Origin of the sequence: Flavobacterium sp. FlaQc-52, assembly GCF_044007495.1 — a bacterium.
GTDB lineage: Bacteria > Bacteroidota > Bacteroidia > Flavobacteriales > Flavobacteriaceae > Flavobacterium > Flavobacterium cupriresistens.
Map to the genome: position 1 here is coordinate 238,579 of NZ_JBIPCV010000009.1, position 13,754 is coordinate 252,332.

Annotated in this window: 10 protein-coding genes; 6 read left to right on the forward strand and 4 right to left on the reverse strand. The window is 36.2% G+C overall.

Going from position 1 to position 13,754, the window contains the following annotated elements:
* Positions 1-71 precede the first annotated feature (71 nt).
* Positions 72-923: an AraC family transcriptional regulator gene (locus ACHRV5_RS16580; protein WP_395427473.1), complete on the reverse strand. Its 852-nt coding sequence runs from the start codon at positions 921-923 to the stop codon at positions 72-74.
* Positions 924-1,635: 712 nt separating this feature from the next.
* Positions 1,636-2,997 (reverse strand): GH1 family beta-glucosidase, encoded by a 1,362-nt coding sequence (locus ACHRV5_RS16585; RefSeq protein ID WP_395427474.1) that lies wholly within the window; start codon positions 2,995-2,997, stop codon positions 1,636-1,638.
* A gap of 434 nt (positions 2,998-3,431) precedes the next feature.
* On the opposite strand from ACHRV5_RS16585, the gene ACHRV5_RS16590 reads away from it, so the two are divergent.
* Both ACHRV5_RS16590 and ACHRV5_RS16595 read left to right on the forward strand, forming a co-directional pair.
* Positions 3,432-3,794, forward strand: coding sequence for a hypothetical protein (locus tag ACHRV5_RS16590; protein ID WP_230002876.1), 363 nt, complete (start codon positions 3,432-3,434; stop codon positions 3,792-3,794).
* 310 nt (positions 3,795-4,104) lie between these two features.
* Positions 4,105-5,112 carry an isoaspartyl peptidase/L-asparaginase family protein gene (locus ACHRV5_RS16595; protein ID WP_395427475.1) on the forward strand — a complete coding sequence of 336 codons (1,008 nt, stop codon included), beginning with the start codon at positions 4,105-4,107 and terminating at the stop codon, positions 5,110-5,112.
* Between the two features lie 620 nt (positions 5,113-5,732).
* Here the strand turns inward: ACHRV5_RS16595 and ACHRV5_RS16600 are convergent.
* Positions 5,733-6,572 (reverse strand): alpha/beta fold hydrolase, encoded by an 840-nt coding sequence (locus ACHRV5_RS16600; RefSeq protein ID WP_395427476.1) that lies wholly within the window; start codon positions 6,570-6,572, stop codon positions 5,733-5,735.
* Positions 6,573-7,142: 570 nt separating this feature from the next.
* Between ACHRV5_RS16600 and ACHRV5_RS16605 the strand changes: the two genes are divergently transcribed.
* Positions 7,143-7,979, forward strand: a complete 837-nt coding sequence (locus tag ACHRV5_RS16605; RefSeq protein ID WP_395427477.1) for a helix-turn-helix domain-containing protein — start codon at positions 7,143-7,145, stop codon at positions 7,977-7,979.
* A gap of 88 nt (positions 7,980-8,067) precedes the next feature.
* On the forward strand, positions 8,068-8,616 hold the full coding sequence (locus ACHRV5_RS16610; protein WP_047778670.1) for a YbhB/YbcL family Raf kinase inhibitor-like protein: 549 nt from the start codon (positions 8,068-8,070) through the stop codon (positions 8,614-8,616).
* 153 nt (positions 8,617-8,769) lie between these two features.
* Here ACHRV5_RS16610 and ACHRV5_RS16615 read toward each other — a convergent pair whose 3' ends face one another.
* Positions 8,770-8,967 (reverse strand): hypothetical protein, encoded by a 198-nt coding sequence (locus ACHRV5_RS16615; protein WP_395427478.1) that lies wholly within the window; start codon positions 8,965-8,967, stop codon positions 8,770-8,772.
* 783 nt (positions 8,968-9,750) lie between these two features.
* Between ACHRV5_RS16615 and ACHRV5_RS16620 the strand changes: the two genes are divergently transcribed.
* Complete coding sequence (locus ACHRV5_RS16620; protein ID WP_395427479.1) at positions 9,751-12,129, forward strand: arylsulfatase; 2,379 nt, start codon at positions 9,751-9,753, stop codon at positions 12,127-12,129.
* A gap of 10 nt (positions 12,130-12,139) precedes the next feature.
* On the forward strand, positions 12,140-13,723 hold the full coding sequence (locus ACHRV5_RS16625) for an arylsulfatase (protein ID WP_395427480.1): 1,584 nt from the start codon (positions 12,140-12,142) through the stop codon (positions 13,721-13,723).
* Positions 13,724-13,754 lie beyond the last annotated feature (31 nt).

Here is a 13,754-nt window from a genome sequence, read left to right on the forward strand (position 1 = left end):
GGGCATTACAGCTCTGCAAAAAAAACTTTGTGTCCCTTTGCGTAATCTCTTTGTGCCTCTTGCGGTTAAACCTAAAGCCCCCCTAATCCATAAAACATTTTACGATATTCAGACGGACTAAATCCCCTGTGTTTTTTAAACATATTGTTCAAGTGACTTTTATCAGTAAACCCAAATTCGTCTGCAATTTCATTGATGCGCATATGGGTATGTAACAAACGATTTTCAATTAAATTGAGTTTATAAGTAGTTTGATATTGCTGCAAGGTTTCATTGGTATGCTTGCGAAAAAAACGTCCCAGATAACTTTCAGAAATCCCAAATTTGGTACCGATATGCTCCCCTCTAAGTTTTTCCGGATTGTAAATATTGGCTTGAACGTATTGCAAAATCTGAATCACTTTCTGATCACTTTGATCGTTTATTTTCTCCGGAAGACTTAGCATAACATTTCGGGCCACGATAACCAACAAAGTATTGATGTATTGTGTAAGCAACTCCTTTTGATACAATCCTTTGGTTTGATGTTCTCTTATAATGGCCTCTATCAACGGATGAACAATCTTTTTATCATCGTCACTTTTTAATACACAACCGGGTTCATGTGAAGCATTTTTGAGAATCACTTCTATTTGTTTGAGGATTTCCTGTTGCGAAGTTCTGTTCAAATAAACCGTATTAAATCGGATAGAAAACAATTGTGTTGGTTCTTCAAACTCCAGTCTATGGGAATCCTTTGGAGTCAAAAGAAACAAATGACCTTGTTGATAGGCAAACGTATGGTCAGCAAAATGTTGTAATCCATTTCCCTTCACAATATATACAAGTTCAAAAAAACTATCGGTTTGTTCGCTTTTTTGCGATTGATCTACTAATTCTGTAAGAACCAATTCATAAGGTTCGTGTCGCACATTATTTTTCATAATAAAGAATACCTTTTAGAATACTGAAATATAATAATTTGCAATCAAATATTGCTGAATTTTGTAAGATATATTTTTGAATTAGGAGGAAATGATACGTCCTATAAAGTTAAAACAGCTAAAATTTAGAATGGTTTGGCTCTGAATCAAAAGGAAGGGAACTGTTTTTAGTATCGATTTTTGAGAAACGATTCGCTACAATCTCGTCCTTTCTTTTTTAAACTATTTGTGTGATTTGAGGTATGAGAAATCACACTCGTAACTCGACAAAGATTGGTCGCTCACTACACGGAATTCCTGGTGTCATTTCTCCTTCGTCGAAATGACACGGAATCAAGTAAAAGTGTAAGTTTAAAAAAATAACACGCTACATTTGTCATTTCGAAGAATGAGAAATCACATCCAATATTCGACTACCGTTCGTCCTTAGCTTATGTGATTCCTCATTCTTCGAAAGGACAAAAAAGGAGAACGTTTTCTTTAAAGTAAAGTTTGTTACTATTTAATTCATTCTCGACTTTTGAGATTTGTTCTATAATTTGCACTACTTTAGTGTAGATTAATGCTTTTTGTTCAAATTTGATAAAAAAAATAAACCCCGACATTAAAAAGCCGAGGTTAAGAATTTTATCTTTTGTAAAGGAGAACTATATTATTTCATTCAAAATTTAGTGATACAAACCAAAAATGTTCTCAAAAATCTAGAAGCTTTTTAGTTGTTTTTTGATAAAAAATCACGGAACCACATTCCCGATTGTTTGATGGTTCTTTTTTGAGTATCAAAATCAATATGGATCAATCCGAATCGGGCGTTGTATCCTTCTGCCCATTCAAAATTATCGGTAAGGCTCCATACAAAGTAACCATCGACATTATAACCGTCTTTTTTGGCTTTAAGTAATTGCTCTAAATGATCCTGAATATAATGTGTCCGTTTGATATCATACACTTTTCCGTTTTTGACAATATCCGGGAAAGCGGCACCATTTTCGGTAATAATGATTTTCTTGATGTTTTTGTAGGCGTTAAACCTTTTTATAATATGATATAGGGCAGGAGGGTAGACTTCCCAACCCATTTCGGTCGCGATTACATTTCTTTTTTCGGCACTTACCAGTTCAGCGCCAATATAAGGAATCAATAAAGAGGCCCTTACTACTTCTCTGGTGTAACATTGTAAACCTATAAAATCAAAATCAAAAGACATATTGTTTAAATCATCTTCGAGTATATAACTTTTGAGTTTTTTAAGAACGGCTAAATCCTCTTTCGGATAGCCAAGTCCTAAAATGGGTTCTATAAAAGTTCTGTTTAGTAAAGTATCTACTCGTTTTGCGGCTTCAATATCTTTTGGTTTGTCCGTCTCCGGTTCGATATGGGTACACGAAAAGGTAGTCCCTATATTAGCCTCAGGAAGTCTGTTTCGTATTATTTTAGCACCAGCTGCGGTAGATAGCGTTACATGATGCATGGCCTTCAGGTAATTGGTCAACCCTTTTTTTCCCGGAGCATGGATGCCAAGAAAATACCCGGCACCTGTAAAAACGGAGGGTTCGTTAATGACCATCCAGTTTTTTACTCGGTCTCCGAAATAGTGTACGCAGACTTCTGTATATTCCGAAAACCAGGTAACAGATTCGCGATTGGTCCATCCGCCTTTTTCTTCTAAGGCATGCGGAAGATCCCAATGGTAAAGTGTAACCCAAGGTTCGATATTACATTCCAGTAAAAAATCAATGATTTTATTGTAGTAATCAATTCCGGATTGGTTCACAGGATGACTTCCGTTGGGCATAATGCGAGGCCAACTGATCGAAAATCTAAAATTCGGAATGTTCAGTTCCCGAATTAGCGCAATGTCGTTTTTATAATGGGTATAGAAATCACAAGCCGATAAGGCGTGATGGCCATTTTTTATTTTACCTTTTTGCGACGTAAAAACATCCCAAATCGAAGCCCCTTTGCCATCGGCATCGTGAGCTCCTTCAATTTGAAAAGCGGCAGTAGATACACCCCACAAGAAATCCTCTCCAAATTGTTCTTTATTTAAAAGTGCGTTTTCTGTTTTACTCATTTAAATGCTGCTTTCCTTTATAGGGGAGGGTTTATTAATGTAGGAAAGAAGATTGCATTGCTTTTAAGAAAAGCCATTCTTTAAAGGAGACGAAAAATTTTAGATTAAAGAGTTTCATAACGATTAGTTTTATTCAAATTAATAAAATTAATATAAACTAATGGTAATGTGAGTGTTATGAAATGGTTAACGATGCTGTTTTGCGCTTATACGGGGAGTAGTTTCACAGCTTTTTATAGGGTATTAATAATTTATTGTAAGATAAAAGAATTTAAATGGTATTAAAGTTTAACAAAATCTATGGCATTCATTAAAGAGTGTTTAGAGTTTAAATATTTACAGTAATTAATTTTAAATCATCAAAAAGAAAGAATATTCCTTCTTTTTGATGATTATTTCTAACTTTATTTTATTAATTTAAAAATAGATACATTATGTCAGAAGTTAAAAATGATTGCATTGTTCCAATAACATCTTTCACGCCAATTCAAGGACCAATTGGTACAGTTATTACTGCAATAGTTCCAAGTCAAGAAGTAATAGTAGACCCCGATGGTTATTCAATAGTCGGTACTTTTACCGGAGAAGGAGGTACGTCTTTCACAGCAGATGCGGACGTATTAGATTGGAAAAAATGTACGAAGTTCTCTATTACGGTACCTGAAAACCTTGAAAAAGGACATCTATACTCTTTTAAAATTAAATTTACTGTTTTATTTGAAGATTCAAAAGGGGGAACTTATTCTGAAACTTTTGTCTTTGAAAGTGCCAGTCCTTTCCTTGTTACTCTGGTGTAAGGTTGGAGCGTATTTATAATTAAAGAATATTGCGCTAATTTTTATGGGATAACATTTTATTTAATGAGGGATTTTATATTCCTCATTTTTTACTGTTTTAGTTACCGTAAACCATCTTATAGGTATTCTTTTTTTGTACTCCATATGTTTTTCATCCGATTCTTTGCAAAATTATTTTGACAGGAAAGAAGTAGCTAATTTTGTTTTGGAAAATATTGGTTTTTGTTTGTCCGTCAGTAAAATAAATTTACTTAACTTTTGCTTTTATTTTTAATACTGAAATTAACCACTTGAATTAAGAAGGAAACAGATGTCAAACAGAAGAGATTTTATAAAAAAAACAACTTTAGGAACGCTTGCCATAAGTTCGGTCTTGGGCTATAACGGATTTGCAAAAAACAAAGAAGAAGAAATTGATACTCCAATAAAAAAGCAGAAGAAACCGGTAATTATCTCGACATGGAATCACGGTTTACCTGCTAATGAAGAAACTTGGAAACAATTGAAAGCAGGAAAACCACCTTTGGATGCCATTGAAGCCGGTATGAAAATTCCTGAAGCAGATCCGAAAGTTCGAAGCGTTGGTTATGGTGGATACCCCGATCGGGAAGGAAAAGTAACTTTAGATGCCTGTATTATGGATCACCATAGTAATTGTGGCTCTGTTTGTTTCCTGCAAGGAATTATGCATCCTATTTCAGTAGCAAAACGAGTATTGCAGAATACGCCCCATGTAATGTTGGCAGGGCAGGGAGCACTTCAGTTTGCTTTGTCTGAAGGTTTTAAAGAAGAAAATCTATTAACTCCCGAAGCTGAAAAAGACTGGAAAAAATGGCTGGAAGATTCTAAATACAAACCGGTTATAAACATAGAAAATCACGATACCATTAGTATGTTAATGTTAGATCAGGATGGGAACCTCTCAGGTGGATGTACCACAAGCGGAGCAGCCTGGAAGATGCACGGTCGCGTGGGCGACTCCCCTATAATCGGTGCAGGTCTTTTTCTGGATAACGAGGTAGGAGCAGCGGCAGCAACTGGTCTTGGAGAAGCCGTAATCCGAACTGCCGGAAGCGCGATGGTAGTCGAACTAATGCGTCAGGGGAAATCTCCTTTGGAAGCGTGTAAAGAAATCACAGAACGTATTTACAACAAACATAAAAACCATAAAGACATGGAATACCTGCAAGTCGGATTTATTGCATTGAATAAAAATGGGGAGCATGCAGGTTACAGCTTGAGATCCGGATTTAACTACGCCATTTCTGATGAGGAAAAAGGACATAGAATGGAAGATGCTAAGTTTAGGATGACTTAGGTTTTAGTTTTGGATTTCAGGTTTTAAGTTTCAGGTTTCAAGTTTCAAGTTTCAGGTTTCAGGTCGCGACTGAAAACTGCGACTATTTCCTCTCTCAGTCTTCATTCTCAGACGCATTGATGTCACCCTGAGCGAAGTCGAAGGCTTGTTAGTTGTAAAGGGCTTCGACTTCGCTCAGCCTGACAGTTGGGGGTTTTAGTCTGAAGTTTCAAGTTTCAAGTTTCAAGTTTCAGGTTTCAAGTTTCAGGTTTCAGGTTTCAGGTTGCGACTGAAAACTGCGACTATTTTTTCTCTCAGTCTTCATTCTCGGTCATATTGATGTCACCCTGAGCGAAGTCGAAGGCTTGTTAGTAAAGGGCTTCGACTTCGCTCAGCCTGACAGTTGAGGTTTTTAGTCTGAGGTTTCAAGTTTCAAGTTTCAGGTTTCGACTGAAAACTGAGACTGAGACTATTTTCTCTGTCAGCGTTCAGTTTTCATTCTCAGACGCATTAATGTCACCCTGAGCGGAGTCGAAGGCTTGTTAGTTATAAAGGGCTTCGACTCCGCTCAGCCTGACAGTTTTGGGCTTTTAGTTTCAGGTTTCAAGTTTCAAGTTGCGACTGAAAACTGCGACTGAAAACTAATAAGTATATTTCACGAAATTGATAATATATTTAGACGTCAGTTCGGGATATTGATGTTGGGGGGCGTGACCGGTTTTAGAGTAGACGATTAATTGCGAGTTGATCATTTGATTGATAAAGGGATACCAGTTTTCTACCGCAAAACTAATATCATGATCCCCGGAAATAACTAAAATCGGGGTTTTGGTTTTTTTAAGCTGCTCTCTGAGGTTTAAAATATCTTCCCGAAAACTGTCGCCTCCTGAAAAATAGAGTTGAAAGACGTCCATTGTAGAAGGGATTTTTCCGATGTCGATTTTTTTATGGATTCTGTCGTGCGATACTTTTGCAGCAGCACGACTGGTTTCTGATTTTGGTTCGAAGAATAAAATGATTTCATCCTCAAAATCATTTAGTGGTTTTAGCGCCACATCTAAAAAAGCTGGTTCAAGGGGAACTTTGTTTTTACCGGGAGGATTTGTTCCAAGTAAAATAGAATGTGTGACCAAATTTGGATATAATAAAGTCGCAGCCTGCGCTACCAAACCACCGTAAGACCATCCTAAAACGATAATAGTGCCCAATTTTAATGCATCGGCCAGATCTTTTACATCTTTGGCGACAAGTGCTATATCAGGAGCCATAGTTCCTGTTGAAGAGCCGATGCCGGAATAATCAAAAGTGATTACATTAAATTTTTTAGCCATTGCAGCTATAAATAAAGGATCCCAGGTGTCGAGTGTTCCTCTAAAACGGTTTATGAAAAGTATTGTTTTTCCTTTGCCGTAGGAGCGATACGCAATTTTTCGATCTCCTGTTTCGGCAAAACGAGTCTCTGTTTCATAAATTTTTTTCATACTTATAATTTAAAATTGGAAAAAAAAGAAGCGTATTTATAATCGGATTTTAAAGAATGTCCTGGCGCAAAAAAGAGAAATCTTCAATTAAAAACAGTTCTGCTTTGTTTAATGATGATTTAAGCAGACCAATGTTAAACCAAATTTGACGTTGTTTGAAATGCGATAATTTCCGCTTTCTGCGAACTTTTTAATTTGCAACAATTGAATCTCAAGATAAAAAGAAGCATCACTTTTGATGTTCTGTTTTTGCTGTTTCCTGAAATTCAGGATTTAATAGGCTAAAAGTATAAAACTTTTTGGTGCTTTAAAGTTAACTTATTGTAAAACAGTATTTTCAAATTGTAAATAAATCAGAGAAACGACCAACTACTTTTTTTAGCTAACCGAATTTGCGATTACCCGAAAGCAAAAGTTTAGTGCTTGTAGCTGTCGAATGTGTTTTTACAAGGTCTTTTTTTGTAATTTGGCTATTGAAAAAATAAGCAAACAGACGCCGTAAATCGTATTTATTCGAATTACGACCAACAGCTTAAGTAACTACCTTTTATAAAACTTCATAAAAATAGAATGAACATAATTAGAATTCCTGATGAGCTTCTGGCTGAATCTTCACAATCGGTACAAGTTTTCGATTACAACAGTACGCAGGAAATTTCGAAGCAGCAGATCATTTTGAACCAGAACATATTTAGCTTTTTAGTAGAAGGTACAAAAGAGATTGTTTTGGAGAATTCGTCTTTATCCATCACTAATTCAAAGTTCCTGATAATGAAATCAGGTCATTGTTTAATGACAGAGAAACTTTCTGAGACCAAGAATTATAAGAGTGTACTTCTTTTCTTTTCAAATGACATTTTGCTGAAATTTATACGAAAATTTAAACTAAACAGCATTGAACCGACTGATTATAAACCGGTTTTTTCCTTTGAATATGATGCGTTTATAAAAGGATTTGTCAATAGTTTATTGGATATTTCAAAGCTTTCAAAAAATACGCAGCGGGTATTATTAGAAGTTAAGTTTGAAGAAATTATGTTGTACCTGATAGAAACACGCGGAATAGATTTTCTGCTGTCACTAACTTTAAACAATAGTGTTCCGGCACAAAAATTTATTCGTATTGTAGAGAGCAACCAGTTGAGTAAATTAACTTTAAACGAGTTGGCTTTTTTATGTGATATGAGTATTTCTACTTTTAAAAGGGAATTTGAAAAACAGTATTCCGAATCACCTAGTAAATGGTTTCAAAACAAAAGATTAGAATATGCACATTCTTTGCTCAATCAGGAGCAAAGAAGTTCTTCTGAAATATATTTTGAAGTCGGTTATGAGAACCTGTCAAGCTTTATTCAGGCCTATAAATCAAAATACGGGGTCACACCAAAACACCATCAGAAAATTTGAGCTTTTAGCAACAGTTTTTGAACCGGATGCTATAATTTCTAAACGGCTATGCGATCTAAATTTGCTTAAAATTATAAATCGCAACAAAATGAAAAAAGCAAATTTGATTCTGGTACTATCGTTAGTTTTCTCCGTTACCCTTTTTGGACAAAAAACATTTACGCTAACCAGTAATGACCTTGGAGGAGAAATTACAAAAAAGCAAGAATTTAGTGGATTTGGCTGTTCCGGTGGTAACCAATCGCCACAATTACTTTGGAAAAATGCTCCTGAAGGAACAAAAAGTTTTGCCATAACGATGTACGACCCTGATGCGCCTACAGGAAGCGGGTTTTGGCATTGGATCGTATTTGATATTCCTGCAAACGTAAATGAATTGGTAGCCAATGCCGGGAATATAAAACTTAATCTGGCACCAAAAGAGGCCATTCAAAGTATAACCGATTATGGAATAAAAGGGTTTGGAGGAGCATGTCCACCCGAAGGACATGGATTTCATCAATATATACTAACCGTTTATGCTTTAAAAACAGATAAATTGGGCGTTACTGAAAATACAAATCCTGCTATAGTTGGTTTTAATCTTTGGAATCAAACACTGGCAAAGGCCAGTATTGTGGCTTATTACAAAAGATAAAATCTGAAAGTGCAATTTATTCTGTTTTAATGAAATAAAAAAATACAACGATGAGGTTGTATTATGAGTGAATATTGCATATAGACCCTGTAGAAATTATTTTTGCAGGGTTTACTTCAAAAAAAAGACTTTATAATTTTAATACAGAGTGGTTTAGTTTTGCTTGTTTTTAATTTTTCCGATATAAAAGGTACTTCCTATAATTAGAACAATCAAAGCAAAGTAAACATAACTAATCATATAATTGGTGTTGTGAATATAAATATGCAAAAAGTATTCAGTTGGATAGATAAAACCATAAGTTAGTAATCCCAATCCGGAAATTAAAAGAGTGTAAATAAACCATTTCATAATTTTTTGCACTATTTGTTAATATTTAAGGGGTTAAAAGAAATTTTCAAATGAGATAATGAATTTCATTTCTGTATGTTTTTTGAAACCACAGTTCCATTACATAATAACAAGAATATCACATCTACAATAAACTCTAATTCTGATAGTAAAGGAATATGATAGTAATGTTATGTTTATGAGATAATAGATATACGTATAAAACTGTTTTACGGATGTAATCATCTTATGTTTTAATGTTCTTGCGATTTTTGAATTGAAGGACATCTTCTTTCAAAAAATAAAGAATTGAAAAAGAGCAATCCGGTTTATTTTTCAGAGCAGGAAAGGGGTATCAAGTGAGAGAAAAGTAGACACAAAAAAGATTAAACTCTGGAAATAGATTCTAAAAAATAATAACTGAAACGCATTTTGTAAAATTATTTTTTGTCTTAACGAATAGCCATTTTAAAAAAAATATAAAAAAAAGGGAAGCCCAAAAGCTCAATTCAATCCGAATTGAGCTTTTGGGCTTTATCTGCTAAGAAGAAGAAAGAAGACGAAAATGTAGAACCATTATTTAGAAATGTGGAAAAATACGGGCTCTTTGTATTGTTTTCTTGTTTCATATTATAAAATGAAACCTGTTTAAAAAGAAATGAAAACTAAAAAAAAGTTAAATAACTTAATTTTAACGATAATAGTGGCGTAAAAAAAACACAGTCATTTTTTGAAAGAAGACAACTCCTTTTTTTAAAGTCAGTGATTTAAAATTTTATCGGTCTAAAATCCAAATTATAGAATATGAAAATTAAATTACTATTTTCCATTGTGTTTGTTTTTGTTGGTTTGAATGTTCATTGTCAGGAAAATCAAACTCCTAAAGTAAGACCTTCTGACGGCAGTGTTCTTCCATTTCCTGAACCGCCTACAGCAAGTATAGCCGGAGAATCATTGGCAGAAAGCAAACACGTAAGGAGAAAATACCCAAGCCATTTACCAAAAGATGCACCCAATATTGTAATTGTTTTAATGGATGATGTTGGTTTTGGATTGCCTTCTACTTTTGGAGGAGAAGTAAACACACCGACCTTATCAAAAGTATACAACAATGGTATTGCCTACAATGAGTTTCATACTACCTCTATATGCTCGCCAACAAGAGCTTCTCTTTTAACAGGTCGCAATCACACCCGCGTTGGAAACGGTACAATCGCCGAACGTGCAGTAGATTGGGATGGTTATACCGGAATTATTCCAAAAGAAGCGGCTACTATAGCCGAAGTATTAAAAAATTACGGATACAGAACCTCAGCCTTTGGAAAATGGCACAATACTCCGGCGAATCAAACCTCTAAAATGGGACCTTTTGATTACTGGCCGGTTAATTATGGTTTTCAGCATTTTTATGGGTTTTTGGGTGGCGAAACCTCTCAATATGAACCCCGATTGATTAATGATTTTACGCCAATCGAACCTCCACACAAAGAAAATTATCACTTATCGGTTGATTTGGCTGATAATGCGATCGAATGGTTAGAAGACCGTAAAGCTTTTGCACAGGACGAACCTTTCTTTTTATACTTTGCTCCCGGTGCTGGTCATGGACCTCATCATATTTTTAAGGAATGGGCCGATAAATACAAAGGTAAATTCGATGATGGCTGGGATGCCTACAGAGAACGGGTTTTTAAACGTCAGAAAGCGATGGGTTGGATTCCAAAAGACGCACAACTCACAGAAAGAAACGAAAAAATGGCTTCCTGGGCAAGTATTCCTGAAAGTGAAAGACCATTTCAGGCTCGTTTGATGGAAATTTTCGCCGGTTTTGTAGAGCATTGTGACAGCCAGGTAGGCCGTATTTATGACAAGATTGATGAAATGGGTTTAAAAGAAAATACCATTTTTATTTATATCTGGGGAGATAACGGTAGTAGTGCCGAAGGTCAAAATGGCTCTATCAGCGAATTATTGGCTCAGAATAATATCCCGAATACGATCGCACAACAAATTTCTACTTTAAAAGAGTTGGGCGGGCTGGATGTATTAGGAACCGCACATACTGATAATATGTACAATGCCGGATGGGCTTGGGCAGGAAATACACCTTTTAAAAATACCAAATTGGTAGCGTCCCATTTTGGAGGAACACGAAACCCGCTGATCATCAGCTGGCCAAAAGGAATTAAACCTGATAAAACGCCTCGTTCGCAATTTCACCATGTCAATGATTTAGTGCCAACATTGTATGATGTACTTGGTATTACACCTCCAAAAGTGGTAAATGGTTTTGACCAAATTCCTCTGGATGGAATCAGTATGAAATATACTTTTAATGATCCTAAAGCCAAACCAGCTCCAAAAACACAGTTTTTTGATAACAACGGTAGCCGTGGTATTTATAAAGACGGTTGGTACGCCTGTACTTTTGGACCACTTTACCCATGGATTCCGGCACAAAAAGGATTAGCAGAATGGGATTCTAAAAAAGATGTTTGGGAATTGTATGATTTGACGAAAGATTATACACAGCACAACGATTTAGCAGCTAAAAATCCGAAGAAAGTACAAGAGATGGAAAAAGTATTTTTAGATCAGGCGGGTAGTAATAAAGACTTCCCGATTGGTGCCGGAATCTGGTTGCGTTTGCATCCGGAAGATGTAATTACGTCTCCCAATACGAGTTGGACTTTTAGCCAAACCAGTACCAGAATGCCCGAGTTTGCCGCACCGGGTTTAGGTAAAAAAAGCAATAAAGTACTTGTTGATATTGATATTCAAGAAAATGCAAACGGAGTATTGTACGCTTTAGCCGGAGCCGGAGGGGGACTGACCTGCTTTATGGAAAATGGTAAAGTAGTCTATGAGTACAACATGATGCTTATACAAAGAACAACTTTGGAATCTAAAGAAAAATTAAAAGCAGGAAAACATACTATTGAAATTACAACCGTCCTTGCAAAACCATTAGCGCCGGCAACAGTTACCATGAAAATTGACGGTACAGAAACAGCCAGTGGGACAGTACCTATGACCGTTCCGGCAGCCTTTAGTGCCAACGAAACTTTTGATGTGGGTACTGATTTGGGTTCACCGGTTTCGTTACGCTATTTTGATAAAGCTCCTTTTGCGTTTAATGGAAAAATAAATTCGGTAAAAGTCGATTTGATTAAAAATAATTAAGCCAAAACAAATGAGAAAGATTCTTTTAGTTGCATTTTTACTGCTGCTTTTTTTGAAGGCTGAAGCTCAGGTTACTCCTTTGAGCAAAGCAAAAATTATAGAAGGAAAAGAAAGTTGGCAACCTGCCATTCCTAATCCTGCGCAAGATAAAATCGCCGCAGATATGCTGGCAGCGCTAAAAAAGAAAACAGGAAAAACACCCAATATTGTTTGGTTTGTAATCGACGACATGGGATTTGGTGATCCGGGATGTTATGGCGGAGGCGCTTCAATAGGTGCTGCTACTCCCAATATAGACCGACTGGCAAATCAGGGTTTAAAGCTAACCTCAACCTATTCACAACCAACCTGTACACCAACACGTTCCGCTATTTTAACAGGACGAATTCCATACAGAACAGGACTTACCCGTCCGATATTGGCAGGTGATAAATTGACCAAAAACCCTTGGGCAGATGAAATCAGTTTGCCAACGCTTCTGAGTGGGGCCGGTTATAAAACAGTTTTAAGCGGAAAATGGCATATTGGAGAATTAGAAGGCATGCGCCCGACCGAAGTTGGATTTGACGAATGGTATGGCTGGTACGCTGCTGAAAAGGAAATTACACAAAGTTTTGATAAAAGACGGTATCCGGATTTGGTTTTGGATACGTTTAAGTTAGCGGCTTACAATAAACTGGACGCCGGAAAAGATTTAATGTTTGGAACTAAAGGAGGTAAAATCATCACCAAAAAAGTGACGACAGGTACAGACGATATTGCAGAAGGCGATCAGACGTTGAAAAAATACAGTCTCGAAAAAATAAAAGAGTTCGCAAAATCCGGTAAACCTTTCTTTTTAGAACATGCTTTTATGAAAGTACATGCCGACAATTTTGCCTCCAAAGAATTTGAAGGCAAAAGCGCCAGTAAATACCCTTATAAAGACGGGGTTGTTGAAGTAGATGCCATAATTGGCGAATTGGTAGCTGAATTGGAAAAAGAAGGACTTTTAGAAAACACTTTTATTTTTATTACATCAGATAACGGTCCACAGGAAGATAGCTGGCCGGATGGCGGTTATACCCCTTTTCACGGAGGAAAAGGAACTGCTTGGGAAGGTGGAACACGGGTACCCGGAATTGCTTATTGGAAAGGTATGATCAAACCGGGAAGAGAAAGTGCCGAATTGTTTGATCTGATGGATTTATTTAATACCACTTTGAATATTGCCGGAATTGCAAACAAAATACCTACAGACCGATATATTGACGGCATAGATCAGACTTCATTTTTACTGGCAGACAAAGGAGAGTCCAAAAGAGATCGGGTTTATACTTGGGTTGAAGGTAAATTTTCTTCTATACGAATGTATGAATACAAAGAATATTTTCAATTTACCAATGCAGAAAGAGACATGATGAATATCGATTTCTCCTACACAGGTCAGCCGGGTTTAGCGCCGTGGTTGTTTAATTTATACATAGATCCAAAAGAAAGAATGCCTGTCGGACATCGTTTAAATGCTTGGACTGCGGTAATGGCTGCCGAGGCAAAAGGACATGCGGCAACCTTTAGAAAATATCCGCCAAAAGATGTAGGATTAGGGCAATAAGATTTTTGTTTTCAATGATAAAATAAAAAAG